The following is a 25,041-nucleotide window of genomic DNA, read 5'->3' on the forward strand; positions in this document are numbered from 1 at the left end:
TGTTTGATCCCTCGAATAGCATACCTGCATGCTCAAGTCATTGTGCTAAGATGCGCCACCAGCATACAAATGGACTAGACTGACACTAAGCAGTCCCCATTTGTTTCGCTAAGCGTAGATTCCCTACCATGAATAATTGAAAAGGCTTTAAAGCATGAGCAAGTTGACCTCAGCGGAGCGTAAAGCTCGCGACAATGAACGTTTCTCACAACGCGTAAACGACCGCAGAGAAAAAGGTGAAGACGTAGTTGCTTACGCACTGACCAACAAAAAAGCTGTAAAATTCCTGACTAAGTCAGAGAAAAAACGTTTCAACGAAACGAGAGCGACTCTACAAGAAGAGAAGCGAGTGAAAGAACAAGAAGAGCTTAACCGAATCGAAGACGCGTTCACGATCAAACAGTTCGACGACGAATAATCACTTATGATTACTCAAAAGCGCTGGCTCTATGCCGGCGCTTTTACTTGTTAGTTCGTTGTTTTTTAACGCTGTTATTTCTTGCTAAACCCGTCGATTCTTAACGGCTTTCCCCCACTTTCTTAGCTCAGCCTTACCGCTCGACCGATCACCCAAGCTATTAACCTATCAACCTATCAACCTATCAACCAGGCTATCGATCAACTTTAGCCATAGATCTCAGAAAATCTTAGCCTAGCCCCTTACTATCTCGAATCAACTCTACAAATTGAAGACAGTATGATTTTAATTACCGGATCAAGCAGCGGTTTAGGCGCAGCTCTCGCGAAACAATATGCTAACGCCGACGCTCAGCGCGTAGCCATTACAGGTCGCAATGCACAACGTTTAGCAGAAGTGGCGCAAGGCCTACCTGCGAATACCATTAGCCAAGCGTGTGATCTCTGTGACCCGCACTCAGTGAGCGAGTTATTGGATGCGTTACCTGAAATGCCGAAGCTGGTGATCCACAGCGCTGGCAGTGGGTACTTCGGTAAGATAGAACAGCAAGATCCAACCATCATCAGCGACATGCTGAAGAACAATATTGAGTCTTCGATCTTTTTGATTCGCGAGCTTGTACAGCGCTACAAAGATCAATCGGTCACCATCGCTGTGGTGATGTCGACGGCGGCACAAGGTGCTAAAGCGGAAGAGTCCACCTACTGCGCGGCAAAATGGGCCGTGAAAGGCTTTATCGAATCGGTAAGGTTAGAGCTAAAAGGTCACCCGATGAAAATCGTGGCGGTTTACCCTGGAGGAATGGCGACCGAGTTTTGGAATACAAGCGGTAAAGGCATGGATACCTCGAGCTTTATGACCGCGCAAGAAGCCGCTCAGATGCTACAACAGGCGTTGACCAGCACAGAGCATGGATTCGTGTCAGATATCACGATAAACCGCGGCTAGCAGGTAAACAGCTCGCTTAATCGGTAAATAGAGCGACACATTACCAAAGAAATGATTAGAGTAATTATTTGTGAGGGTGAGCATGAAAGTGTGCGACAATGCTCGGCGTAAATTCATATTCAAGGTTTATTATGAAACTTCTAGTTCGTAACCTATCGCGCTCTACCTCTGAGCAAGACATCCGTGTGCTATTTTCTGAGTTTGGCTCAGTAAAAGAGTGCAGCCTAGTTTTAGACCAAGAAACTGGCGACTCAAAAGGCTTCGCTTTTGTTGAAATGCCAGAGCAAGAAGAAGCTAAAGCGGCACTAAACAAGCTGAACTTGTCAAAGCTTGGCAAAAACACGATTCGTGTAAAAGTAGCGAACTCTTAATCGATTCAATGCTTCATCAGCCGCATGGCTTAGCTTAACAGCAGCACAGATGATAAAGCCCGTAACGATATGACGTTTTCCAGCGCAATATCGTTACGGGCTTTTTGCTGCTCGCAATTCTCTTTTCACACGATTTGAATACGCCTACAGACCTTCATGTTCATCAATAGCACGTCTTGCTTCGGCCATTGAACATCCAGATTCCATCACCAGCTGAGCCACAGTCATTGAAGGTGTAGCGGCCAACAGAGATGCCAAACACACCACGGGTTTAGGCAGCACTTTGTCGATTGCAATTGCTATCCAACCGTCTTTTTCATGGGTTAACATCGTTTTAAATTCAACGAGTTGATACTCTTGAGCGACCAACAGCCAATTACGCGAACGACGAACTCGTTTCAACTGACATCCACATTCCGCAGCATTCACCATCACTTGGCTTTTATCACTCACACGATGTACAAAACTATTCAATGGGACGCTAAACATAACTCTCTGCTAATCAATCTATTCCTACCATTCAAGAGCTCTCTACCTATCTCTCAAAACTTTCTAACTGTCACTCAATTAAAACCGTACGTAGGATTACACAGACACAAAAAAACCGCCAGTGATGCACTAAGCAACCTCGCGGTTTTTGGATGTTAACGTGTGTGGTTTACGCTTTAGTTTCTACCACAATGTCCGTTTTTACCGAGTTCGCGATAAAGCAGTTTTTGTGCGCCAAGTGGTGCAGTTTGTCGAGCTGCTTGGCGGTGGGCTTTTTGGTACCTAAAAACACAATTTTAGGGCGCAGAGTCACCTTAGTGACCGATGAGCGGCCAGATTCATCTTCTTCCAGCACACCAATCGCATCATCGACATAGGAGTCGATCACGTACTTCTGCTTTGCGGCAATGCCCAAAAACGTCAGCATATGGCAGCTAGAAAGTGCCGCGATAAACGCTTCTTCTGGATCAACATTCGCTTCCACCGAAAACGGCAGTGGCACAACATGTGGAGAGGACGAAGCAGGCACAGTGACACCACCATCGAACTCCCACGTATGACCTCGACTGTATTGATTGTCGCTAAAGACTTCATCTTCTGCTTTTTTCCAGCGAATGACCGCTCCATATTCAGACATAATTTCTTCCCTTTTTAAAGCTCAATAAATTAACGATCAGCTGGATGATTGACACCATCGTTGGTCACCACATCACCAATATCAAAAGGATTTACCCCTTCCAAACAGCCGATGTTAAAACCGTATTCATTTGGGCTAGAACGGCGTTGATGATGGGTATAGATGCCGCAGTTTGAGCAGAAATAATGCTTTGCGGTGTTGGTATTGAATTGATAAAGCTTGAGATGCTCCGCACCTTTGAGGATCTTGATGCCGTCCAGTGCAACAGAGCCCACAATCGCTCCCCTGCGACGACAGATAGAGCAATCACAGCGGCGTGGTTTTTCTATCCCGTTAGGTAAGCTGAACTCTAGTTCAACCGCACCGCAATGGCAGGTTGCCTTGTGAAAAGGTTGGATAACCGTATCTCCGACGACTTTCATTTTTCTCTCCAATCACATCCTTATGTTGGTCGTATCATAACCAGTTCAATGTTCTCTGTCCGTACCCGGGTGTTGAGTTCGAGAGATCTGTCATGCGCTGCTTCTCGGCTAATCTAACTAGACTTTTCAACCAAATCGCCAAACCGCTCAAACAAGAAATCAAGAAACAACCGGATACGCTTGGGCTGATATTTCTTGCTGATGTACACCACATTCAAATCGGCACTCGACACCGACATCGCGGTATTGAAGTTTTTCATGTAACCATTCAGCAGAGTAACAAGGCGTTGGTTATTGATGTCGTCTTGCACATCCAACACCGATTTAAGCGCAATGCCCTCACCTTTTAATGCCCAGTACCGAATCACTTCACCATCATCTGAAAATCGCTTCGGCACAACCGTCACCGACTTCTTCATATCATTGTCTTGGAAGTGCCATGTCTTGAGCTCTTCATTGCTACGCAGCATGGCTAAACAGTCGTGTTCGACCAAATCTTGTGGTGTTAACGGTGTTCCATGTTTAGCAAGATATTCAGGAGAAGCGCACAACACACGTCGGCTTGGCGATAAGCGTCTGGATATCAAACTGCTGTCGACCAGTTCACCATAACGGACCACGATATCCATGCCAGATTCAGCAATGTTCGAGAGGTTATCGTTCAAATACAGGTAAGGAATAACGTCCGGATACTGCTGGCAAAACTCCGACAAAATAGGAAGAATGTACTGCTTTCCGATGTCTTTTGGCGCGGCGATTTTTAGCGAGCCTTTGACTTCTTTTACGCCATTTTGAATCAGGTTTTCGGCCTCACTGACGTTGTCTAAAATCTCCAAACATGCCTTGTGATACAGATCTCCAGAGTCGGTCAAAGACACATGACGCGTACTTCGATTCAACAACTTCACACCATATCGTTCTTCAAGCGCCTGCAGCCTTGCTGTCATGGTCGCAGGCGATAAACCCAGTTCGCGCCCCGCCGCCGCTAACCCGTGATGCTTAACAATACTGACGAACATCGCCATATCTGAAAACTTATCCATACGATTCTCGCTTCCACCTCTTCGTCTTACTTCTCGATCTTAATGCTCGATTTGAATACTCAGTCACACTATTCAGCTTAACCGAATAATGAATTTATATTTTAACCAATTATCAAATTTAGTCGAATAAATATAATGGCAAACATCAACAGAACAACGCAGGAATTCAGAGAATGACTAACGAATCGACTAAACAAGAGCAACGCACTTTCGTCATCATTGGTGGCACATCAGGTATCGGCAAAGCACTAGCGATGCAACTAAGAAACGAGAACAACACGGTACATATTGCCAGCCGACACACAGGCGTTGATATCACCGATGAAAAGTCGATTTGTGAATACTTCGAATCGATTGGCGTGTTTGACCACTTAATCGTAACGGCTGGCTCATCCGCTCCCGCAGGAAAAGTAACAGACGTAGCAACCGCAAACGCTAAGACAGCTTTTGACACTAAGTTTTGGGGCAGCTTAAACGTAGCCAAACATGCCGCACGCTACATGACGCCAAACGGCTCTATCACCTTCACAACTGGTATGTTGTCACGCAAAGTTGTTGCTGGTACTTACGTAAAAACCGCCATCAACGCCGCACTAGAAAGCGTAACCAAAATACTGGCGAAAGAGCTATCACCCATTCGAGTCAATGCCGTTAGCCCGGGTTTAACCATGACGGAAGCCTACAAAAACATGGACGATTCCGCTCGTGCAAACATGTACGACAACGCCAAAAACAACCTACCCGCAGGTAAGGTTGGCGAGCCTTCAGAGATAGCCATGGGTTACCTGTTCGCAATTAATAACCCATACGTCACTGGGTCAATCATCGATATCGATGGCGGCGCTCTACTCGGCTAACACTCCGCAAAGAAGCAAAGAAGCAAAGAAGCAAAGACATAAAGAACAATCGTTAGGGCGTGTATCTCACGTCCTAACAAACAAGAATTAACACAGGTACTTCACTATGAAATCAGAAGCGATCCATAAAGAAAAGATCCCATTCCAAGTTTGGATACTGACACTCGCAGCTTTTGCCATCGGCACCGCTGAGTTTGTTATTGCAGGCATCCTTCCACAAATTGCCACATCCCTTTCGATCACCGAAGGTCAAGCCGGATACCTAATCAGTGCTTACGCATTGGCTATCGTTATTGGTGGCCCGATCTTAACCATCTACCTCGCACGTTTTAACAAGAAGATGGTACTGATTGGCTTAATGGCACTGTTCATCATCGGTAATGTCTTATCAGCCCTTGCTCCTAGCTACCCACTTCTACTTGCCAGCCGTGTTATCGCAGGCTTAGTGCAAGGCCCTTTTTATGGTATCGGTGCGGTTGTTGCAACCAACTTAGTGTCTGAAAAAATGGCAGGTCGTGCCGTTGGCCAAATGTTCGCAGGCTTAACACTCGCTAACGTTCTTGGCGTTCCAGCTGGTACATGGGTCAGCTTGCAATTCGGCTGGCACACTACTTTCTTTACCGTGGCAGCACTTGGCACTATCGCGATGCTTGCCATTTTGATATCGATTAAATCGACAGGTCACAGTGAAGCGAAAGACATCAAAACTCAGCTTCTAGCGTTCAAAAACCCAATGCTGCTGATCAGCTTGGCAATCACTGCTTTTGCTTGGTCTGGCTTCATGACGCTATACGGATACCTTGCGCCAATCGCTATGCACATCACCGGCTACGGTCAAGAGTCTGTTACTTGGATCTTAGTGATTGTGGGTGTCGGCTTAATCATCGGTAACACCTTGGGCGGACGCTCTTCAGATAAAAACCTAGGCAAAGCTTCAATGTTTTGGGCCGTTGCAATGATCGTGTCATTGGTTGTAGTTGGCCTTGTGGTAGACAACAAAATCCTCTTCGTTGCAGCTGCATTTGTCTTTGGTATTGCATCATTTGCGAACGTCCCTGCCATGCAACTTCGAGTAATGAACCACGGTGGCGAAGGCCAAGAGCTAGCAGCAACTGCGAATATCTCAGCGTTTAACTTAGCCAATGCCTTTGGTGGATTCCTTGGCGGCATGGTACTCGACAGCCAACTAGGCGCAGGCATGATTCCATTCGCAGCCGTTGTTGTCCCAGTGATTGGTTTGCTGCTTATCGCCAAAGCCAACCGAGCGGGCAAGCCACAAAGCAACTCTATTTTCAGCCCAGCAGAAAGCAAATAACGCGACTTCTCGCCCCAATACAAAACGAAAGATCACAGCATTAAAACAAGGTAGAAACCATGAACAAATTATTTGAAAAATCAGAACTGAAAGGCCTAGAACTGCAAAATCGCGTGGTTATGGCACCCATGACACGCGCTCGCACTAGCCAACCTGGAAACGTGCCCAACGACATGATGGCGACTTATTACCAACAACGAGCAAGTGCAGGACTTATCATCACTGAAGCCACACAAATTTCAGATGACTCTCAAGGTTACTCATTCACACCCGGCGTTTATACCGATGCGCAAATCGAAGGTTGGAAATCAGTCACCACAGCAGCAAAAGAGCAAGGTGCCGCGATCTTCTGCCAACTATGGCACGTAGGCCGAGTATCACACCCTACCTTTCAAAAAGGCGAGTTGCCGATTGCACCTTCTGCACTGGCACCCATAGAAACGCAGGTTTGGATCTCTGATGAAAATGGTAACGGCAACATGGTGGATTGCATCCAACCAAGAGAGATGACCCAAGCAGACATCGATCGTGTTGTTCAAGATTTTGCTAACTCAGCGAAAAAAGCTGTCGAGGCAGGGTTCAACGGAGTGGAAATCCACGGTGGTAATGGCTACCTCATCGATCAATTCCTAAGAACCAATTCAAATAAGCGCACCGACAACTATGGTGGCAGTCGTGAGAACCGACTTCGCTTTCTAATTGAAGTCGTGGATGCGGTAATTGAAGCGATTGGTGCTGACAAAGTGGGCGTACGTTTAGCCCCATTCATCACCTTCAAAGACATGAACTGCCCAGACATCGTGCCAACGATTTTAGAAGCGTCAAAGGAACTGCAGGCTCGTAATATCGCTTATCTACACCTATCAGAAGCCGATTGGGATGACGCGCCTGTGATACCTGAAAGCTTCCGTGTCGAACTAAGAGAGTTGTTCTCTAACACCATCATCGTTGCTGGCAGCTACACACCAGAACGCGCCGAAGAAGTGTTAAGCAAAGGCTACGCCGACCTTGTCGCATTCGGTCGCCCATTCGTTGCTAACCCAGATCTAGTTTCACGCCTACAAAACGGCAGCGAACTATCCGATCTCGATGGCGCCACTCTGTTCGGCGGCAACGAAAAAGGCTACATCGATTATCCAGCGTTGTAGTGAATTTGGAGGAGGTGATGGTTTCTAACCACTAGAAACATTTCCTTCAGGCAAAAGAAAGGCTCGCATGACTAGTGCGAGCCTTATGCAGTTTAGGGGGTAAACCACAATCTGATATTAATTAGGGGTAATTATTTAACTTATGAGCCAGTATGCACCTGTGCGCATTGATGTACTATTTTTAAATGATTCACTGCAATTAATCAATCGATAAAAGTTAGCGTTTGGTCAATTTAAACCACATAGATAACAGTGGTTTAGTTAGTGATGTCTAGAAAACCATCATAAAACCCATAAAAATCAGATCTATAAGCTTCTCATTTGCCAGTAGCCTTCACCATTAGTGGCGAGTTGGCTGTGTAAATAATCGAGCGTATCTGCGACCGTTCCCGCAATGCCTTGTGGTGGATTGAACAACAGCAAACCACTGCCGATCAGGCGATCATCACCCTTGGGCTCTCTAAGGCGAAGTTCGGACTTGATCGGACTTGGTAGCAAGCCATCTTTTACCGCTGTCACGCAGTGGTTCAAAATCAGTGAGCTCTTATCATCCGTGTAAAGCGGGTACCAAATTAATGCTGATACCTTCTCAGATTGCTGATACGCCTTAACTAAGGCATCAATCACCGCGAGATATTCTGAATCGGTTTCATAGGGTGGGTCGATAACAATCAGATGGTGGTTGTCATGTTTAGCAACGTCATCAGGTAACGCTTTAAGCCCATCACCTGCGCTAATCGTAAGCTTGCTTGAAATATTTAGGTTACATTGTAACTTCTCAATATTGGTTTGCAGTAAATCAGCTTCATCTTGCTGAATGTCTGAAAAATAGAAACTATCTTGGCTGCGACCTTGTTGGTAAGTGATGGCGGCAGAACCCGGATACAAAGAGATAAGTTGATTCGGATTGTAGTATTCCAGTACCGACATAAATGAAGCGAATGCCGGAGGAAGATAAGCCTTATTGCACCACAAGTACCCGACCCCTTCAGCAAACTCACCTGCATGATTACTTGGTGCGGTGGTTAGGTCATAACACCCTGTACCTGAGTGCGTGTCGATAACGTTGAGGCGTGAATGCTGCTGCATTAATGACTGAACAAGTGCACTCAATACTGGATGCTTCAGTGCATCACCATGGTCGCCTACATGACATTGATGTCGATATTCCATTCCCTTGCCTCATTTCTACTAACGTCATCTAAACATACTTCATATCATGAGGGCTTGCCTGCTCAATCCATCGTTTTTTGAAATAGGCTCTCTTTTCTGTAACTGTTTGACTCTTATAAAAAATAAAGCCCCTCGTTTTACTATAAACGAAGGGCTTTGTTGACGTTACTGACTAAGTTGTACTGTTAACCAATAGATAACCTAAGGGTACTCACCCTCAACTTCTACCGGCGCTTTCACTTGGTAGTGACAAGGCTGTAGACCAAGTAACTTAGGCAGTGTGATACCTACTGAAACTGAAGACCACGTACCGCTGACAATACCTACAACCAGTGCAATCGCGAAACCTTGCAGCGCAGCGCCACCAAGTAGCCAAAGCGCAGATACGGTGATTAGGGTTGTACCTGAGGTCACCATGGTGCGTGAGAAGGTCGCTTTAACCGATTCGTTAAGCAGGTTATCAGTGTCACCATTTGGATTACCACGCAGCATTTCACGAACACGGTCGGCAATGATGATCGAGTCATTCAATGAATAACCTAAAATCGCCAACACAGCCGCTAACACAGTCAGGTTGAACTCGAACTGAGTAAAAGCGAACAGACCCAAGATAAGCGTCACGTCATAGATGATTGCGGCTAGGGCGCCGAGTGCTAAACGCCATTCAAAACGTACACTCAGGTACAGCATGATCATTAGGAAACACACCAATACCGCTAAGCCACCTTGGTCAACCATGTCTTGACCGACTTGAGGGCCAACCACGCTGCTGTTAAGCACTTTTACTTGGTCGCTGACAGAAGACAAAGCATCCACTAAGTTTGGCTGTGGAGCATCTGTCAGTTGGCTATAACGGATTGTCCAGCGATCCTGTTCTGCCATACCAACCACTTGCACGTCTTGTTGGAAAGCTGTATCAAGTTTTGTTTTTAACGCATCTTTGGTGACTTGATCAGAGAGCTGAACCTCGGCAACCACACCACCTGTGAAGTCCAAGCCCCAGTTAAAACCTTTCACCGCCACCAGCATCACAGAGCTCATGAACAGCACAATAGATATCGCAGACATCACCTTACGAAGGCGAGTCATATTCTTATCCGAAATATAGCTATTTGAAAAATAGCGGTCTGAAATAGTCATTTTTGAAGTACTCATGCTTAAATCCTTACATCGTGGCGTTGGTCACGCCCCCAAACCAAATTGATGATCGCTCGTGAAGCAAAAATGCCCGTGAACATACTGGTTAGAAGACCTAAGCCTAGAGTCAGAGCGAAGCCCTGAATCGGTCCATTACCAATGGTGTATAGAGCCACAGCAACGATCATGGTGGTGACGTTAGCATCGAAAATTGACGAGAATGCGCTATCGAAACCACGATCGATAGAGCTAGCAAAGCTGCGCCCTTCTTTCATCTTGTCTCGAATACGCTCGAAGATAAGCACGTTAGTGTCTACCGCCATACCGACGGTCAGTACCAAGCCCGCAATACCCGGCAGAGTTAACACCGCACCCGGTAGCAAGGCAATCAAACCAAACAACGTGGTCATGTTAACCACCAATGCACAGTTCGCGACCCAACCAAGGCGGCGGTACCATAGCGCCATAAACGTGAGAGTCAGACCAAGGCCAAGAGCCAAAGCAGCAAAGCCATTCGTTACGTTTTCAGCACCCAGAGATGGGCCAATAGTACGCTCTTCAATGATGGTAACAGGCGCTGTTAATGAACCGGCACGTAGCAATAGAGCAAGCTCTTGTGCTTCTGCCATGCTGCCTGCACCAGTGATTCTGAAGCGGCTACCCAGTTGAGATTGGATGTTCGCCACACTGATTACTTCGCTGGTTTTTTCGCTGTTACCGGCTCTGTCACGGCTGTATTCGCTGTAAACGGTCGCCATTGGCTTGCCGATGTTATGGCGAGAAAACTCAGACATTTTCTTACCACCAGAAGAATCAAGCGTGATGTTTACTTCTGCACTGCCCATTTCACCAATGCCACTGCGTGCATCGATAATGTGTTCACCGCTCAGCACTGCTTTGCGAGCAACCACTACGCGATTACCATCTGAATCTTTCAGAGTTTGAGTATTGCGCGTTGCGTTGTCGTACACAGAGTAGAACGCTAATGAAGCCGTAGCACCAATCACGTCTTTCGCAGCTGCAGGGTCTTGTACACCCGGTAATTCGATACGGATACGGCTTTCACCTTGGCGTTGAATCGATGCCTCAGTGATGCCTAGCTCTTCAATACGGCTGCGCATGATCTGCAGGTTTTGTTGAACCGTTAGATTACGTAGCGTTCTTTGCTCTTCTTCAGACTGAGTTAACGTTAGCGATTTATCTGAACGGTCACGTTGCCATTGTGGGAACTCTTCGCGAATCAGTTTCTGTGCTTTCTCGAAATCGGCATCAGTACGGAAGTTAAACTCAACTTGGTTGTTCACCACTTTACCGCGTGCATAACGCACTTGGCTGGTGATTTCATCGACTACAGATTGCGCTTGTGCGTGGTAAACCGGTTCCATGTCTACTTCTAACAGGAACTGCACACCACCACGTAAATCAAGGCCTAGCTGAATCGGTGCGAAGCCCATGTCAGTCAGCCATTTCGGAGCTGCTGGCTCCATCGCTAGCGCAACCGTCGCGTTGTCCAATAGGCGCTCATTCAGCACCTCTTTAGCCTTCGCTTGTTGTTCTGCGTCTTCCAAGATTACGACTAAACGTTGGTCTTTTTGAAATGCCGATTTGGCTTGAATGCCTTCGCTCGCAAGGTATTGGGTAATTTGGCTAGCATCGATGGTCTGTTCAGAACGGTTGTTAATTTGAACCGACGCATTCTCGCCATACCAAGAAGGTAAAGCACTCAGAACCATGATGATAATGGTGGCGATAAGCACCGCGTATTTCCACTTTGAGTAGTGGTTAATTTGTTTTCTTTGAATGCGTTTTTTCACAGTCAAGATCTCTTCTTTCTACCAATCACCGTAAATACGTGCTCAAAAATAGCACCAGAAAAAAGCAGTGATCGAGCATTTTAACCAGCTAGGGTGACCAGTTATTTACTACGATTGGTATGTCTAATATTTTGCGAACACGAGCGATGGCTAATCACGACCAGAACAAGCTGATTGAAAGATAGTGATGCTAAAGCTGATGTCGCTATGTTTGTCTTGGTTAACTGGCGAGTTCAATGGGCACTAGGCGACCATCGATACGACCAATTTAGGGTCAAACGATTAGCTAAGAAGTTCTCGAAAATGCGAGTATTGGATGTTGCCCTCTTTCCACCCCGAAAGCCGGGAAGACGGAGAACTCACAATACTGGTCCAGTGCAGCTTGGAATCCAACAACGGCGTGTTGAAGAGCAGGGAAGCCAGTATTGAGGGGGGAGAGAAGTCAATCAGTAGATGATAAGCAGGCTCAAGATCGGCCACGCTTTCTTGCTCGTTACTGAGCATACGTCTGAAGTTTGCTGCTTGAAGGCTTGATTCGGTGTCGTGATAGTTAGAACTGTCACCAGAAGGCACGGTGCCAAACTGAGCCTTATCGCACTCTAAGTAGCTCGACGGATTATCCGTATCAGCTTGTTTACAAAGATCATTCTGTGAAGATTGCTCTTGAGCCGAGTATATTTGAAATGGCTTAGAAGGCAACGAATAGCCGTTAGAATTCACTAAGCCAAAGCTCAGTAAAAACAACATTAAGACTAATCGGGTACCCAGTTTAAGCAATCTAATATCCAAACAACATTCTCGTAGATCGTCAATCTACAATACAAATGAAACGCTGTCTTGATTTAAAACATTTTTTTAGAAAATGATACGATGCAACCGATTAAGCGATCTCAAAATTTAGATTTACATAGATCTAAAACGGCTTAACAACAGGTGAGGCATAGACGTTATGAATGGTGGGAAAACAAGAAAGCCAAGCGGTGCTCGCTTGGCTTTGAGTTGTCTCTTTCTGTTGGTTTCAAGCTTTAGGCTTTAGGCTTTAGGCTTTAGGCTTTAGGCTTTAGGACGCATGATGTTCTTAACCTTACGGCTATTTTCACCAAAGATGCGTTGGACAAGTTGATTCATGTCTTCCGCAGTGATCGACCTTGCCACTCGCTCAACTTGAGACAAAGCTTCGATATCGTAACCATGAAGTAAATAACGAGACAGGTACCATGCTTGGTCAATAGAGCTCGTCTCGAGAGGCGTGAAGTCCGCTTCAAACTGTTTCACGACTGCGTGCATTTCCTTTTCAGAGACGCCTTGTAAAAGGTCTGCAATCACTTTATCGATCGCCACTTCGACTTGGTCAACGTTCTCCGGCGCTACCATCGCCCCGATAACCCACTCACCACTCAGCTCACTATCTGCGGATGCTGAATACGCATATGGCGAGTAATCTAAGCTCAACTCTTCACGAATATAGGTATCTAAACGAGTCGCCAGCAAGCGCTGCAGCAAGTCTTCCATGAAAACATCTTTTGCCGACATTTTAACTTCAACGCTAGGCTCAGAGATAACTCGTAGGATGTACTCTGCACTATTCACATTGTTGATCGCTAAATCAATGCGTGATTCAGATGGCTGCTTGTAAGCCACCTTAAATTCAGGAACCTCAGCTTTTTCTAATGGAATCGAAGCCAAGTATTGCTCAACCAAAGGCTTTAATTCACTTGGGTCGATGTCACCCACGATCACCAATTGGTTATGCCTCATTTGACCAAACAATTGCTGATGAAGATTAGCGACGTCTTCCACAGAAACCGCTTCAACACGTTCTTTATCAACAAAGAGGTGGCCACTGTCTTGACGATAGATATTCTGGTTTCTTGCGCGCTCAAACTGACCGACAGGGCTGCTCAAGAAAGATTCTTGACCTTGTACAAACTCCTGTTTCACTGCCTCTAACTGCTCGGGAACAATTTTAGGCGCAGTTATGAAGGTATAAAGCGCAGCAAACGTATCTTTAAGTCCGTCTTTATTGATATTAAATTCAATACCATGACGAGTATTACCAATGAAAGAATCGGCGCTAATATTTTCACGATCAAAGTACGCTAAAAGCTCAGAGCCCGTAAACTCACCGACACCACTTCGAGCGAAGGTAGGTAACGCAACCTCAACAGCTGGGTACAAGCTCGGATCCAAAGCGGCTTTTCCGCCGAGGCTCATGTACATCACCCCAACATCATCACCTGCCTCATAATCACGCAGGTACCACATGTCGATGCCATTGCTTAACGTCCACTTTTGGATGTATGGGTCAATAGACATTTGTTCAGCAAGTACAACCTCGCCTTGCGAGCTAGGTACAGCAAAAGCGCTGGCTGTTCCAATCGCAAGCGGCGCAACTCCCGCCTCGCTATACGTGGCTTTTAAACTATCGAGAGAGTTGATGATCGCGGTTCTGTCTTCGGAGTCATCCATCCCAATAACAATAAAGTAATCATCAGAAAGTAGATTCTTGATGTTGTCGTTAATCACTTCAAGGCTCAAGTTAGCGATGAAAGCTTCCAAGCTTGCTTGATAATCTTTCTGTGATTGGACTATTCGATCATTGACTAACGCACTCACTTTGTAATTCGCGTGTTCAACACTGTCCATTTTATCCCAGTTATGCTCGATGTTATCCAGCAAGTCTTGGTAGTAGTACAGTTCGCCAGCAATATCCGTTTCCGAAACACCAAAATCACGCAATGATGCCAATGTAGAAAGCAGATCTTGTTGGATTACTTCACGGTCTCCAGCCGGAAACCCAACACTTATTGCCGAATAGTGCAGAGCACCCATTCGATAGCCATCAGACGCTATCCATTGAGTCGGCAGCGCGGCATCATTAAATACTGCTTCTAATCGTTGTCGAATCAATTGCTGAGAGGTTTCATCTAACCAACGTTGATGCTGCTGAGCATGATTTTCAACTCTATTTAAACCTCGGTTAAACGTCAGAGTGATGCTTGGCGCTTCTCTTCCTGCGTACTCAACATAATCATCTTCATTGAATGAGGTCATTTTCTGTTTCTCTGGTCTCGGCGTATCGCCACGCTCCCAGCTAGAAAACTTTTCTTCAATAAGTGGAATCACAGTTTTGATGTCCACATCACCAGAAACGACCAGCTCAACTATTTGAGGTTGATACCAAGTCTGATAAAAGTTGCTGATGCCTTGAGGAGTAGCATTCACGATCGACGATTTAGTCCCTAATGCATCTTGCGATTGGTACGGGCCGCCTTCAATGAAGTGGTCAAAGAATTTCTCTCCGAATGACTTATCATCGAGGCGAGCCATACGAAACTCGCCAAGAACCACGCCTTTTTCTTTTTCGACTTCTGAACTTGATAGATCCAGGCCATCACCAATGTCACGCATCCACGTCAAAGCAGACTGCAATTGGATGTTATCTGGCAAATCTAACTGGTAGACCGTCTCTTCATAAGAGGTGTAGGCATTAATATCAGCACCAAAGCTAGCGCCTGCGTCTTCGAATAGACGAATCACATCGTTCTGAGAGAAGTTTTTACTGCCATTGAATGCCATGTGTTCCAAGAAGTGCGCGTAGCCTTCTTGTTGAGAAGTCTCTTGAATCGAACCGGCGTGCACGACTAAACGAACAGATACGGATTCTTCATGATCTGGATAAACATGATAAGTAAGGCCATTTTCTAGTTGGCCTGAAGTCCATGCCGGATCCGGCTGGATTGGCGTTTCGGTAGTTTTTGATGTTGAGCTACAGCCAACTAAGGTGAGGCATAGAGCCGTCGCTAAATAATATGTTTTCATAACAACCTCTTAATGTCATTCATCGACAATATACAGATTGAGCTAACGATTATTATTTAATATTGAACCTGATGAGTATCTTTGTGATCTAGATCTTTATTTTATAAATCATAAATCGTTATGTAAGATCGCTGTGCTCATTTAAAGTGGTGTTTTGATAAGAGCCTAATACATCGATTTTAGACTCGCTAACTACATCTATTTAAAATCAATAAGCTACATAAATTTCAGCCAGTTCTCTACATACCCTTAAACAACGCTTGCGAGGCACGGCTGATCGGTAGCTTTTCCCCTGACACATACGCCGACATCTGACCTGAGAGCCCTTTCTTCACCTTATCAATGGCGGAAACTTTCACTACCACTGAACGGTGGATTTGCCAAAACTCATCAGGATTGAGTTGCGCTATCAACTCTTTTAGTGACACGCGAAGAATATACTCCTCTAGCGATCCCCCTTGACCCTTCTTAAATATAGACACGTACTTGTCTTCTGCTTTGAAGTAAGCGACATCATCGACGGCGATTAGGTGAATGTCTTCCCCTACACTGGCTTTGAGCCATGTGAGATACTTTTTCTCCGATAGATAAGGAGGCTGCGTTTGCTGTGACGTCGACTGGGATAGTTGTTGAAGCTGAGCCATTAACGCCGTGATATCGGGCTGTTCTGGCGTGGTACCTGTTTGTGTTTGATTGCTCGACAGACGCGCTTGCACTTTCTGACATGTGGCCAGTAAACGCTCTTCATTGATTGGCTTAAGCAGGTAGTCCATCGCATTGTGATCAAAAGCTTTGACCGCGTATTCGTCATAAGCCGTGATAAACACAATCAATGGCGGTGAATCTAACTTGTTGAGTTGTTTCGCCAGAGAGATACCATCCAGTTCCGGCATACGAATATCGAGAAAAGCCACGTCGGGCTTAAGCTGCTGAATACTCTCCATCGCCTCCAAACCGTTTTGTGCTTTACTGACGATTTCTAACTCCGGCCAAACCTCAGCAAGGCTCTTGTCTAAGTGGTGCCTTAACAGTGCTTCATCGTCTGCTATTATCGCCGTTACGCTCGGCTGTACTGTTGGGTTGTTCATGGTTAGTCCTTTAAATTCACACTGTAAATCGTCTATTTTGCGTCACTGTTCGGTGTTTTCTGATCTGTAATTCTAGGCGGCTGCCTCAGTCAACGGTAACAAGATCGTCGAGACTACCCCGCCTTCAGCGTGTTCAGTAATCGTTAGGCTCGCCTTATCACCATACAGGGTTTCGATTCTTTGACGAATATTGCTTAACCCAACACCGTGACCCGTATTCGCAGAAGGCGTTTTCAACCCAGCGCCATTATCAGCCACTTCAATTTTTAGCTGCTGTGCTTGTTGAGTAATACGAATATTCACTTGGCCACCAGCGGCTTTGGGCTCGATGCCGTGCGTGAGTGCATTCTCGACCAAAGGTTGAATCAAGAACGGTGGAATCACCTGCAAATCGCTAATCTCGTGTGTTTCAATCGAGAACGTTAAGCGCTCACCCAAGCGTATCTTTTGGATATTAAGATAAGCGTCTAACAAGTCGACCTCTTGTGCGATGGTCGATTGTTCAGTGCGGCTGTTTTTCAGAGTTACACGCAATAAGTCAGTCAGTTTTTCGAGCATCAACTTGGCTTTCGCGCTGTCACTCTCAATCAATACATTGATGGTCGCAAGCGTGTTGAACAGGAAGTGCGGCTCAATTTGGCTTTGCAGCTGTTTTAACTGGCTAAGTACAACGACCTTTTCTTGATCAGATTGGCGACGCTTCGCCACCTCTAATTCATTATCGGCACGTAGCTGCTGCTCTCTTGTGTAGAAATAGTAATAACAAACGGAACAAAAGATCACACCAAGCAGAATCACAGACTTAAGATCGGAAAGGTTAGAGCCGAAATACCCGTTCAACCAATAGTGTGCGTTCAAGGTACCAAAGGTCATCGCGATCACCATTGAGATACCCACCTCAAGCGTTCGAGATGTCCTCTTAAACAACTTCACCAAGATGAAAGAAGAACCCACGGCGCTGTAGCCAAAGCCAAAACTGATTGCCAGGTTAACCGTTAATCCGCCGCCCCAAATCGTATGGGTTGTAATCGCAATAAGAACACAAAATAGCGTGGTGAACGCGAAACTCTTAATCCATGAAAATCGACTGTTTGAAGAAGTGTCCATTAAAATCGTCCTTTGATATTTAAGAGAATCATATGACTATCGGGTAAACTGGCGTAAGCAGAATCACTTTTACCACCTAGAAAGCGTGCAGCAAGTTCCAATTCCAACGATGAATCGCCATTATCGAAAGCCTGATAATTGAGCCACTGAGTCGCAATAAAACCGCCATCTTGAGGAGACAACATGACATCGAATGTTGGCGTGATATCTTCAAGCCAGCCATGTGTCGAATCCAAAGACCAGTGAAACATGATGTTGTGTTGAACCAAATTGGCGTGCTGATAGCCTTGCGCATAAGAACCTACCAACGAAGATGTCATCGGATTAACCGACAAAGACTCTGCACTTTCTATCGCGCTTTGCCACTCAGAATGACTCCAAGCACGGCTATCAAACCAGTATTCCAGCACCACATTATGGCCCGTGTCATTGGCCCATGTTAATCCTGCTAACGCTTGATAAGCCTCGCCCTGCTCTTCAAGATAAACCGGTTTAAGCAGTGAGTTAGGCTGGCTGTAACCCAAACTTTGTCGCTGATAAACCATCGAACCGTGAAACTCCCACGCGAGATTTAATACCGACACCAAGCTCGCCCCAAGTAAGCCATGGCGTACATCGTCGTAATAAGCGACCCACTGATATTCGTGGTCGCCAACCAGATTGTAACGACGTATCCCAAAGCCTTGTTGCTGATTCTGCTTTTCGAATTCATTTACGTCTTGGGAAGTCCATGACGAATCGCTGTAAAGCAGTGTCCATTCGCCCGTCATATCGAACAGTGACGCTGAAGCCACACCGGCGCCCTCTTCTGCGACAATGCCCACTGGGTTTTGTCGATAAGGTTTGATGATGTCTAACGGTCGATAGCCATAGCCCACGCCCCAATCCAAACGAACCTTGCCAAGCGTGACATCAAGATAGTGGTCACCGAACGCTGAATTAGACAGTTCAACACCACCTTGCCAAAACAGCTCGCGCACAATGAATTCCGATTCAAAGCTCGCCTCATTCCCCTGTGGGTCATTGCTCAAAATGTCGTTGGCTTTCATTGCAAACAGGCCAAGCCAATTGTCATATCCAACCTCAAGATCCAAAAAACCATTGAGTGACTGGCGATTGTCAGATACGAAAGGGTTAAATGGCGACTCTCTCGATTCAACGGCCTCAGCACTCAATTGCCAGTCCCAGGCTAGGTTCAGATCGTCCGCTTGAGTCGTATTACTCATACAAGGCAGCACAAGGAAAGTAACGATTAAAGGCTTGATGTGGAATCGACGACTAGAAGCTTTCATGGCACCCACCTAAAGCCCAGACACGCTATTACGTGATAAGTAAGCAGGGTTGTAGTATTTGTCCGCTAAAGCTTGTTCGCTTACCTCGCGGTACTCAATCACGGTTTTCTTACTTGGTTGAATCTTATCGAGCAAAGTCATCGAAACTACACTTGGCAAGCCATCTCGCACGCCTTCAGTAAACCAAGCTTGCTTGGCTAACTTACCTGAACGCAGATACAGATCCGCTTTAACAGGAAACGCTCGGTCTGCCGTTAACCACAGATCAATCGATTGATAGCTGGCACCCTTGGTTTTCGCCGTTAGCTTTAGATGATAAGTATCGAGTGTCTCGCCAGTCGACCTCTCAACCTGTTGCTCGGCAACCCACTTACCTTGGTAATCTTCGCTCCAAGTGAGCGTCGAAATGTCCCCTACCGAAGCTTCACCCAAGAGTTTCTGCATTGGTGTGATTCGGATAGGTCGGCGCGATTTCGGCATCAGTAACCAATAGTTGTCCTCTATCATCAGCATCTTTTGACCCGCCTCGACCGCCGACTTGAACACGACCAGCGACTCTCGGTTTGGTCTTGTGTAGACGTTGTATTCGCGGGTTTTGTCTAGTTGCTCGTCTTGATATAGCGCGACCAGAGATACCACTTTTGATGCCTGTTCGCTGTTCAAACGGTAGCTGTCTGCCTTAGCAATCATCTCGGTAACTTGCTGTGAATCGATAGCCCAGCTTGGTGCCGATGCTAGAGCCAACGCAGAACCTAAAATAGTGAGTGAACGAGTAAATTTATACATAAACCAGCGCCTCCGTGATTGGCTTATTTACGCCTTTGCGAGCAGAGAAATAAGCGGCTAGCAAACAGATCGTCAGTACACCCAAGGTGGCGTAACCAACCAATTCCAATGAGAAGTAAATATTGAGTGGGTAACCTTCGGTTCTGCCGGGAGGTGGTGGCATTTGGATATCCACCACCAGCAATAACACCGACACGAAGCCACTCACTAACGCGCCGATCGCGCTGCCAATCACAGCCAACAATCCCGCCTCTTTTAAGAAACCTGCGACGATTTCAGACGGGTAACTGCCTAGTGCCGACAAGGTGCCAATTTCACGAGTACGCTCGGTCACCGACATGGTCATGGTGTTAAACAACGACACAAACACTACCAATGCCATCACCGCGCCCATGATGCCGAAGATACGGTCGTAAAGATCTTTCACCTTGGTGTAGAAAAACGCGCGATCTTGCCACGGGGTGATCTCGATCTCTGTGCCTTGATCGCTTTGGCTCGCACTATTTCGATCTAAAGCTGTTTGGATACGCTGTTGAACGGTTGAGGTCTTGCTTGTTTCAAATAGAAACACCGACAAGGTACTGACTTTGTCTGACGCTAAAAGCTCTTGGGCAGTGGTGATGTGTACGTATAACTGACGCTTATCCAGCTCAGGCACTCCTGTCGAGTAAATACCCTGCACCTTAAAATCAAAAGCGTTCAATGCGCCGTCACTGGTGGTGGCGAGCAGTGTCACCCAATCATCAACCGCAACTTTGAGGTTGCGAGCAAGGTCGGTTCCCAGCATCACTTGTGGCTCTTGGCTGTCGTATCTGGGAGATTTCACATCAGAGAGAGTTTGACCGCTGCGCACGTCAAGGAAAGGTCCTTTCATGTCGAACTCGCGCTCATTAACGCCTGTTCCCATAAAGATGCTCGACTTGCTTCCGTTAGACACCAAACCACTAAAATAGACTCGCGGCTGCACCCCACGCACATTGCTGTCGCCAATAATGCTCTTGGTTAGGGCTTGAACATTGTCTAGACCATTGCTCAGCGGCATGTCTTCATCTTGCTCAAAATATCCCGGCGTACTCAAAGTAAGATGACCAGTATCGCGCGCGGTCGATTCACGCAGAGATTCATAGGTATAAAGCCCATAACCTCCAGCCGAGGTCAGCGCAAATACGGCAATTGCGATGATCAATACCGAAAGCAGACTACGGCGACCGTTTCTCAATAAATTAAGCCACGCCAAACGCACCGAGGTAGGAAGCAAAAAAGTGCTCATTCTTTGTGTTAACTTGCCCATGAGATTGCCTCCATTGCTGTGGCTTGTAGTGCCAGTTGACCATCGATAAGTTCAATGACTCGGTCACAACGCTGCGCCATTCTTGGGTCATGCGTTGCGACAATAAAGGTGGTGCCCATTTCGTGGCCGAGCTCTTTCATAATGTCGATCACAAGGTTGGCGGTGTGACTGTCTAAGCTAGCGGTCGGCTCATCGGCAATGACTAAGCTTGGGTTGTGGATTAGCGCTCTGGCTATCGCGACACGTTGCTGCTGGCCGCCTGAAAGATTGTCTGGGCGATGATGTACATATTCGCCTAGCCCAACACGCTCCAACATCTCTTGTGCTCTGGTCTGCTGTTCTTGTTTCGAACATTGGTTCAACATCAATGGGTAGGCCACGTTCTCAAGTGCCGTCATCACTGGAACCAGATTGAAGCGCTGAAATACAAAACCCAACGACTGACGGCGAAAGCGTGCAGCGGCGATTTGCTCTGTCGGATACGGTTGGCCATCAATATTGATCTGTCCTCGATAGCTCATATCCAACAAACCAAGAATATTCAAAAGTGTGCTTTTTCCAGAACCCGACGGGCCACACAACGCCACCATTTCACCGCGCTGGATATGGCCATCGACCCCGTTTAATGCATCAACACGTTGACCGCCTGTGACATATGCTTTGCCGATATCTTTAAATTCAATCATCCCGTTTTCCTCTGATTACTAACCAACTGTTTAGCTTCCATGCCCTTTATTTCGCTTTCGCTATTAGGGCCTTCGCAGTCATCGTTTCGATGTTGTCGGCATCGGCCGTTTCCATTTGCTCTAGCCACGCTTGTGCTTGCGTTAGGTCTTCAGCACGAATCGATGCCTCAATCGCATAACGGTAAATCCACGATGTCACAGCGAAATGCTGTTGCTGGAAAGCATCTTCAGCCAATAGCGAGAGGAACAGGTCATAACCACGATCGAAATGATTAAACATGTCTGGCAGAGAGGTGTAAGTAACGGCGGCCATTGCGCGAGTTAGGTAAGAATCTGGCAGCCCTTGAACACGGGGTTGTTCATGAATTGGTTGGTCTTCGTCTTTCAGCAGCACCAGTGATTTATCAATGGTTGATAAGCCTCTCTCCACATACTTCATCTTGTTCCAAGGTAAGAACGCATCACGCCCCATCAGGGTTTCTGTGCTTCCTAAATAAACTAAAGTCAGTGGCGTAGCGCCGTCTTGTTGCAGCGTGTCATTAAGGCGTTCATAAGCCACCTCAACCAAGTCTTCATTGCCTTGCGCCGCTTGGTTGTAGATATCGAGCACGTCTGAACTCGGGTTCGCTAAAGCTAACGACGGTGCAAACGAAACAAGAGCAATCAGCAATGAACGCTTAAGCACAGAAGTTGTAGAGCCTGAATTAAATGAGTGTGAAGTAGTCATGATTTCTAATCCCTTTCAAATGTTGACGTTGAAAGGTTAACTAGAATTTGTCGTGCAGTTTTACCAATGCGACGAATGGTAATTATAAGGAGTGAATGGTTGAGAGGCGGTGTGAGTGGGGTCTCAACCTTATAGGAACTAGACGAACACTATTCGCATAATTAGCCATAGTTACCTCCCCCTCTAACTCCCCCTCAATCTGGGTCCATCAATATCTCTAGATCTTTAGCAGAGGGGGAGAACTTTCTTTAGCACTGAACATACATCGACACTTTTAACGATCGATGTTCTATTCCTCCCCTCTCCACGATCAGCAAGGGATCTACATATGAATCAAGGGGAGGCTAGGAGGGGATTTATTTTGGATTAACGCACTCGGCAGAGCTCAAACCAAAAAAATAGCCGCTAATCAGCGGCTATTTTTAATTATCCAAGCGAAGCTTCTATTACTTCTAGCTTTCTACTTCTTTGTCTCTTCAACCACGGCTTTCATCAATACTGATGTATCCATGCGGCCTTGTCCTTCGGCAGACAGTGCCTTGTAGGCGTTGTTGGTCTTTTCAGTCAGTGGAAGCTGGATGCCTTGGCGCTCAGCTTCATCTAGACAGAAACCTAAGTCTTTGATCATCCAATCAATTGCAAAGCCAAAATCGAACTTGTCTTGTGCCATTGTGGTAGCACGGTTTTCCATCTGCCATGAGCCAGCAGCGCCGTTTTTAAGGCAATCAACCAGAGTTGGGATATCCAAACCTGATTTTTCAGCAAGCACTAAGCCTTCAGATAAGCCATTCAACACTCCTGCAATGCAGATCTGGTTAACCATTTTCGCGCGTTGGCCTTGGCCGACTTTACCCATAAGAACTGACGACTTACCGTAAGCTTCGAACACAGGTTGAAGGTCGTTGAAAAGCGCTTGTTCGCCACCACACATGATGGTTAGCACGCCATTTTCTGCGCCCGCTTGGCCACCAGATACAGGTGCATCCATAAAGCGAATACCGGCTTGCTTCGCTGCCACTTCAAGCTCTTCAGACAGAACTGCAGACGTTGTAGTGTGATCGACAAGAATCGCGTTTGGCTTCATCGCTGCCAATACGCCTGTTTCGCTGGTTGTCATGCTGCGTACGTCGTCATCGTTACCCACACAAACCAATACCACGTCAGCTTCCGCTACACACTCAGCCACAGATTCAGCCGCTTTACCTTGGTGTTTATCAGCCCAGCCTAGCGCTTTGCTGTGAGTGCGGTTAAATACCGTTACTTCAAAACCGGCTTTGACTAGATGGCCTGCCATTGGGAAACCCATAACGCCTAGCCCGATAAAACTTACTTTCATTTCTTTCTCCTTTTATTTGACCAAACCATCGCTATGAAAAGATCGAACACTCTCAATCAATGCATCAATAAGCAGGGTCAAAGCCTTTGGCTGATATTTTCTTTCTTTGTACACTAAATACGCTTGGCGATCACCCCGATGATACTCAGGGAGTACTTAAATCAGATTCATGTCGGGATAAGACGAACAATATAATGAAGTTCAGCGATAAATCGCGACCAGAGAACGCTTTGTCAGCCGTACATTATGGAACGATGATCAAGGAAAATCAGGTATAACGTTCATAAAAAAACCGAGCACTAGGCTCGGTTTTTTAATAACTGTTGTTACTGTAAAGATTACAGCTCAGCGTTGTGGTAAACCTGCTGAACGTCATCACAGTCGTCAAGCATGTCTAAGAACTTCTGGAACTTCTCAGAATCTTCTTCAGCTACTGGTGTAGTCGTTTGAGGAACGAAAGTGATTTCCTCAACGTCTAGCGTTAGCTCTGGGAACGCAGTGTTTAGTGCAGTCTTCGTTTTGAAGAACTCAGTCGTTGGAGCGAATACAGTGATTACACCGTCTTCTAGCTCAACGTCAGTCACGTCTACGTCTTCCATCATAAGCGTTTCTAGGATGATCTCGTCATCTTCGCCTTTGAACTGGAATACAGCTTGGTGAGCGAACATGTGAGAAACAGTACCTTCAACACCGATTTTCGCGCCAGTCTTAACGAAACATTGGCGAACGTCTTGGAAAGTACGGTTGCCGTTGTCAGTTAGACAGTCAACGATTACGCTTGTGCCACCTGGGCCAAAACCTTCGTAGCGAGCTGGTTGGAAGTCTTCACCGCCGCCGCCGTTCGCTTTATCGATCGCTTTTTCGATAACGTGTGCTGGTACTTGGTCTTTCTTCGCTTTAGCAATCAGGTGCTTAAGAGGTAGGTTCATGTCTGGGTCAGAGCTGCCGTTCTTAGCCAGTACGTAAATCTCTTTACCGTATTTAGAATAAACTTTAATTTTTGCGCCTGCAGTTTTCGCCATTGAGGCCTTGCGCACTTCAAAACTTCTTCCCATCGGGATCTTCTCTCTGATTCAATTAACGGTGCAAATTCTAGCAAATTACTGTGTCATTTCAATTCTACAGCACTGCTGG

At 46.3% G+C, this 25,041-nt stretch carries 24 protein-coding genes and 1 pseudogene; 6 read left to right on the forward strand and 19 right to left on the reverse strand.

Annotated features, from left to right (window positions below):
• The first annotated feature begins 154 nt into the window (after positions 1 to 154).
• The 3 genes from A6D97_RS05130 to A6D97_RS05140 all read left to right on the forward strand — a co-directional run bounded on the left by A6D97_RS05130 (position 155) and on the right by A6D97_RS05140 (position 1,737).
• Complete coding sequence (locus tag A6D97_RS05130) at positions 155 to 418, forward strand: hypothetical protein (RefSeq protein ID WP_017061275.1); 264 nt, start codon at positions 155 to 157, stop codon at positions 416 to 418.
• Between the two features lie 279 nt (positions 419 to 697).
• The gene (locus A6D97_RS05135) at positions 698 to 1,366 is read left to right on the forward strand and encodes an SDR family NAD(P)-dependent oxidoreductase (protein ID WP_017065090.1); all 669 of its coding nucleotides are present in this window, start codon (positions 698 to 700) and stop codon (positions 1,364 to 1,366) included.
• Positions 1,367 to 1,497: 131 nt separating this feature from the next.
• On the forward strand, positions 1,498 to 1,737 hold the full coding sequence (locus A6D97_RS05140; protein WP_017061273.1) for an RNA-binding protein: 240 nt from the start codon (positions 1,498 to 1,500) through the stop codon (positions 1,735 to 1,737).
• A gap of 144 nt (positions 1,738 to 1,881) precedes the next feature.
• On the opposite strand, the gene A6D97_RS05145 is transcribed toward A6D97_RS05140, so the two are convergent.
• From A6D97_RS05145 to A6D97_RS05160, 4 genes are all read right to left on the reverse strand, one after another.
• On the reverse strand, positions 1,882 to 2,226 hold the full coding sequence (locus A6D97_RS05145; protein WP_017061272.1) for a ribosome recycling factor family protein: 345 nt from the start codon (positions 2,224 to 2,226) through the stop codon (positions 1,882 to 1,884).
• A gap of 169 nt (positions 2,227 to 2,395) precedes the next feature.
• Positions 2,396 to 2,863: an OsmC family protein gene (locus A6D97_RS05150; protein WP_065583947.1), complete on the reverse strand. Its 468-nt coding sequence runs from the start codon at positions 2,861 to 2,863 to the stop codon at positions 2,396 to 2,398.
• Between the two features lie 29 nt (positions 2,864 to 2,892).
• Positions 2,893 to 3,285, reverse strand: coding sequence for a GFA family protein (locus A6D97_RS05155; RefSeq protein WP_017061270.1), 393 nt, complete (start codon positions 3,283 to 3,285; stop codon positions 2,893 to 2,895).
• A 113-nt stretch (positions 3,286 to 3,398) separates the two neighbouring features.
• A complete protein-coding gene (locus tag A6D97_RS05160) occupies positions 3,399 to 4,328 on the reverse strand; it encodes a LysR family transcriptional regulator (RefSeq protein WP_065583948.1) in 930 nt (309 codons plus the stop codon).
• Positions 4,329 to 4,501: 173 nt separating this feature from the next.
• Between A6D97_RS05160 and A6D97_RS05165 the strand changes: the two genes are divergently transcribed.
• The 3 genes from A6D97_RS05165 (at position 4,502) to A6D97_RS05175 (ending at position 7,648) form a co-directional block, all read left to right on the forward strand.
• On the forward strand, positions 4,502 to 5,185 hold the full coding sequence (locus tag A6D97_RS05165) for an SDR family oxidoreductase (protein WP_065583949.1): 684 nt from the start codon (positions 4,502 to 4,504) through the stop codon (positions 5,183 to 5,185).
• Positions 5,186 to 5,291: 106 nt separating this feature from the next.
• The gene (locus tag A6D97_RS05170) at positions 5,292 to 6,500 is read left to right on the forward strand and encodes an MFS transporter (RefSeq protein ID WP_065583950.1); all 1,209 of its coding nucleotides are present in this window, start codon (positions 5,292 to 5,294) and stop codon (positions 6,498 to 6,500) included.
• 59 nt (positions 6,501 to 6,559) lie between these two features.
• Positions 6,560 to 7,648 carry an alkene reductase gene (locus A6D97_RS05175; protein ID WP_065583951.1) on the forward strand — a complete coding sequence of 363 codons (1,089 nt, stop codon included), beginning with the start codon at positions 6,560 to 6,562 and terminating at the stop codon, positions 7,646 to 7,648.
• A gap of 306 nt (positions 7,649 to 7,954) precedes the next feature.
• On the opposite strand, the gene rlmJ is transcribed toward A6D97_RS05175, so the two are convergent.
• From rlmJ to A6D97_RS05245, 15 genes and pseudogenes are all read right to left on the reverse strand, one after another.
• Positions 7,955 to 8,821 (reverse strand): 23S rRNA (adenine(2030)-N(6))-methyltransferase RlmJ, encoded by an 867-nt coding sequence (rlmJ, locus tag A6D97_RS05180; protein WP_065583952.1) that lies wholly within the window; start codon positions 8,819 to 8,821, stop codon positions 7,955 to 7,957.
• A gap of 201 nt (positions 8,822 to 9,022) precedes the next feature.
• Positions 9,023 to 9,976 carry a protein translocase subunit SecF gene (secF, locus tag A6D97_RS05185; protein ID WP_017061264.1) on the reverse strand — a complete coding sequence of 318 codons (954 nt, stop codon included), beginning with the start codon at positions 9,974 to 9,976 and terminating at the stop codon, positions 9,023 to 9,025.
• A gap of 2 nt (positions 9,977 to 9,978) precedes the next feature.
• Positions 9,979 to 11,778: a protein translocase subunit SecD gene (gene secD, locus A6D97_RS05190; RefSeq protein ID WP_065583953.1), complete on the reverse strand. Its 1,800-nt coding sequence runs from the start codon at positions 11,776 to 11,778 to the stop codon at positions 9,979 to 9,981.
• Positions 11,779 to 12,054: 276 nt separating this feature from the next.
• Complete coding sequence (locus A6D97_RS05195) at positions 12,055 to 12,519, reverse strand: hypothetical protein (protein WP_065583954.1); 465 nt, start codon at positions 12,517 to 12,519, stop codon at positions 12,055 to 12,057.
• Positions 12,520 to 12,825: 306 nt separating this feature from the next.
• Positions 12,826 to 15,594 carry a M16 family metallopeptidase gene (locus tag A6D97_RS05200; RefSeq protein WP_065583955.1) on the reverse strand — a complete coding sequence of 923 codons (2,769 nt, stop codon included), beginning with the start codon at positions 15,592 to 15,594 and terminating at the stop codon, positions 12,826 to 12,828.
• Between the two features lie 239 nt (positions 15,595 to 15,833).
• On the reverse strand, positions 15,834 to 16,682 hold the full coding sequence (locus A6D97_RS05205) for a LytTR family DNA-binding domain-containing protein (RefSeq protein WP_017066907.1): 849 nt from the start codon (positions 16,680 to 16,682) through the stop codon (positions 15,834 to 15,836).
• 72 nt (positions 16,683 to 16,754) lie between these two features.
• Positions 16,755 to 17,789, reverse strand: coding sequence for a sensor histidine kinase (locus A6D97_RS05210; protein WP_065583956.1), 1,035 nt, complete (start codon positions 17,787 to 17,789; stop codon positions 16,755 to 16,757).
• Positions 17,789 to 19,081 (reverse strand): hypothetical protein, encoded by a 1,293-nt coding sequence (locus tag A6D97_RS05215; protein WP_065583957.1) that lies wholly within the window; start codon positions 19,079 to 19,081, stop codon positions 17,789 to 17,791. Before A6D97_RS05215 ends, A6D97_RS05210 begins: the two co-directional genes overlap by 1 nt.
• A 9-nt stretch (positions 19,082 to 19,090) precedes the next feature.
• Positions 19,091 to 19,867 carry an outer membrane lipoprotein-sorting protein gene (locus A6D97_RS05220; RefSeq protein WP_065583958.1) on the reverse strand — a complete coding sequence of 259 codons (777 nt, stop codon included), beginning with the start codon at positions 19,865 to 19,867 and terminating at the stop codon, positions 19,091 to 19,093.
• Positions 19,860 to 21,158, reverse strand: coding sequence for an ABC transporter permease (locus A6D97_RS05225; protein ID WP_065583959.1), 1,299 nt, complete (start codon positions 21,156 to 21,158; stop codon positions 19,860 to 19,862). Before A6D97_RS05225 ends, A6D97_RS05220 begins: the two co-directional genes overlap by 8 nt.
• On the reverse strand, positions 21,146 to 21,844 hold the full coding sequence (locus A6D97_RS05230; protein ID WP_017067011.1) for an ABC transporter ATP-binding protein: 699 nt from the start codon (positions 21,842 to 21,844) through the stop codon (positions 21,146 to 21,148). The genes A6D97_RS05225 and A6D97_RS05230 overlap by 13 nt, the downstream gene beginning before the upstream one ends.
• A 46-nt stretch (positions 21,845 to 21,890) precedes the next feature.
• Positions 21,891 to 22,571: a hypothetical protein gene (locus A6D97_RS05235; RefSeq protein ID WP_017065104.1), complete on the reverse strand. Its 681-nt coding sequence runs from the start codon at positions 22,569 to 22,571 to the stop codon at positions 21,891 to 21,893.
• A 460-nt stretch (positions 22,572 to 23,031) separates the two neighbouring features.
• Positions 23,032 to 23,907 carry an NAD(P)-dependent oxidoreductase gene (locus tag A6D97_RS05240; protein WP_017067010.1) on the reverse strand — a complete coding sequence of 292 codons (876 nt, stop codon included), beginning with the start codon at positions 23,905 to 23,907 and terminating at the stop codon, positions 23,032 to 23,034.
• A 12-nt stretch (positions 23,908 to 23,919) separates the two neighbouring features.
• Positions 23,920 to 24,078 (reverse strand): annotated as a pseudogene (locus A6D97_RS21425) (LysR family transcriptional regulator); the annotation flags it as partial.
• A 167-nt stretch (positions 24,079 to 24,245) separates the two neighbouring features.
• Complete coding sequence (locus A6D97_RS05245; RefSeq protein ID WP_010432326.1) at positions 24,246 to 24,962, reverse strand: YebC/PmpR family DNA-binding transcriptional regulator; 717 nt, start codon at positions 24,960 to 24,962, stop codon at positions 24,246 to 24,248.
• Positions 24,963 to 25,041: the final 79 nt, after the last annotated feature.

The sequence above is a fragment of the Vibrio sp. ZF57 genome, from assembly GCF_001691235.1.
GTDB lineage: Bacteria > Pseudomonadota > Gammaproteobacteria > Enterobacterales > Vibrionaceae > Vibrio > Vibrio crassostreae_C.

What these genes read in the sequence shown, in the direction of transcription:
- A6D97_RS05130 (WP_017061275.1), top strand. Translation starts at nt 155, where the DNA reads ATGAGCAAGTTGACCTCAGCGGAGCGTAAAGCTCGCGACAATGAACGT.
- A6D97_RS05135 (WP_017065090.1), top strand. Translation starts at nt 698, where the DNA reads ATGATTTTAATTACCGGATCAAGCAGCGGTTTAGGCGCAGCTCTCGCG.
- A6D97_RS05140 (WP_017061273.1), top strand. Translation starts at nt 1,498, where the DNA reads ATGAAACTTCTAGTTCGTAACCTATCGCGCTCTACCTCTGAGCAAGAC.
- A6D97_RS05145 (WP_017061272.1), bottom strand. Translation starts at nt 2,226, where the DNA reads ATGTTTAGCGTCCCATTGAATAGTTTTGTACATCGTGTGAGTGATAAA.
- A6D97_RS05150 (WP_065583947.1), bottom strand. Translation starts at nt 2,863, where the DNA reads ATGTCTGAATATGGAGCGGTCATTCGCTGGAAAAAAGCAGAAGATGAA.
- A6D97_RS05155 (WP_017061270.1), bottom strand. Translation starts at nt 3,285, where the DNA reads ATGAAAGTCGTCGGAGATACGGTTATCCAACCTTTTCACAAGGCAACC.
- A6D97_RS05160 (WP_065583948.1), bottom strand. Translation starts at nt 4,328, where the DNA reads ATGGATAAGTTTTCAGATATGGCGATGTTCGTCAGTATTGTTAAGCAT.
- A6D97_RS05165 (WP_065583949.1), top strand. Translation starts at nt 4,502, where the DNA reads ATGACTAACGAATCGACTAAACAAGAGCAACGCACTTTCGTCATCATT.
- A6D97_RS05170 (WP_065583950.1), top strand. Translation starts at nt 5,292, where the DNA reads ATGAAATCAGAAGCGATCCATAAAGAAAAGATCCCATTCCAAGTTTGG.
- A6D97_RS05175 (WP_065583951.1), top strand. Translation starts at nt 6,560, where the DNA reads ATGAACAAATTATTTGAAAAATCAGAACTGAAAGGCCTAGAACTGCAA.
- rlmJ (WP_065583952.1), bottom strand. Translation starts at nt 8,821, where the DNA reads ATGGAATATCGACATCAATGTCATGTAGGCGACCATGGTGATGCACTG.
- secF (WP_017061264.1), bottom strand. Translation starts at nt 9,976, where the DNA reads ATGAGTACTTCAAAAATGACTATTTCAGACCGCTATTTTTCAAATAGC.
- A6D97_RS05195 (WP_065583954.1), bottom strand. Translation starts at nt 12,519, where the DNA reads ATGTTGTTTTTACTGAGCTTTGGCTTAGTGAATTCTAACGGCTATTCG.
- A6D97_RS05200 (WP_065583955.1), bottom strand. Translation starts at nt 15,594, where the DNA reads ATGAAAACATATTATTTAGCGACGGCTCTATGCCTCACCTTAGTTGGC.
- A6D97_RS05205 (WP_017066907.1), bottom strand. Translation starts at nt 16,682, where the DNA reads ATGAACAACCCAACAGTACAGCCGAGCGTAACGGCGATAATAGCAGAC.
- A6D97_RS05210 (WP_065583956.1), bottom strand. Translation starts at nt 17,789, where the DNA reads ATGGACACTTCTTCAAACAGTCGATTTTCATGGATTAAGAGTTTCGCG.
- A6D97_RS05215 (WP_065583957.1), bottom strand. Translation starts at nt 19,081, where the DNA reads ATGAAAGCTTCTAGTCGTCGATTCCACATCAAGCCTTTAATCGTTACT.
- A6D97_RS05220 (WP_065583958.1), bottom strand. Translation starts at nt 19,867, where the DNA reads ATGTATAAATTTACTCGTTCACTCACTATTTTAGGTTCTGCGTTGGCT.
- A6D97_RS05225 (WP_065583959.1), bottom strand. Translation starts at nt 21,158, where the DNA reads ATGGGCAAGTTAACACAAAGAATGAGCACTTTTTTGCTTCCTACCTCG.
- A6D97_RS05230 (WP_017067011.1), bottom strand. Translation starts at nt 21,844, where the DNA reads ATGATTGAATTTAAAGATATCGGCAAAGCATATGTCACAGGCGGTCAA.
- A6D97_RS05235 (WP_017065104.1), bottom strand. Translation starts at nt 22,571, where the DNA reads ATGACTACTTCACACTCATTTAATTCAGGCTCTACAACTTCTGTGCTT.
- A6D97_RS05240 (WP_017067010.1), bottom strand. Translation starts at nt 23,907, where the DNA reads ATGAAAGTAAGTTTTATCGGGCTAGGCGTTATGGGTTTCCCAATGGCA.
- A6D97_RS05245 (WP_010432326.1), bottom strand. Translation starts at nt 24,962, where the DNA reads ATGGGAAGAAGTTTTGAAGTGCGCAAGGCCTCAATGGCGAAAACTGCA.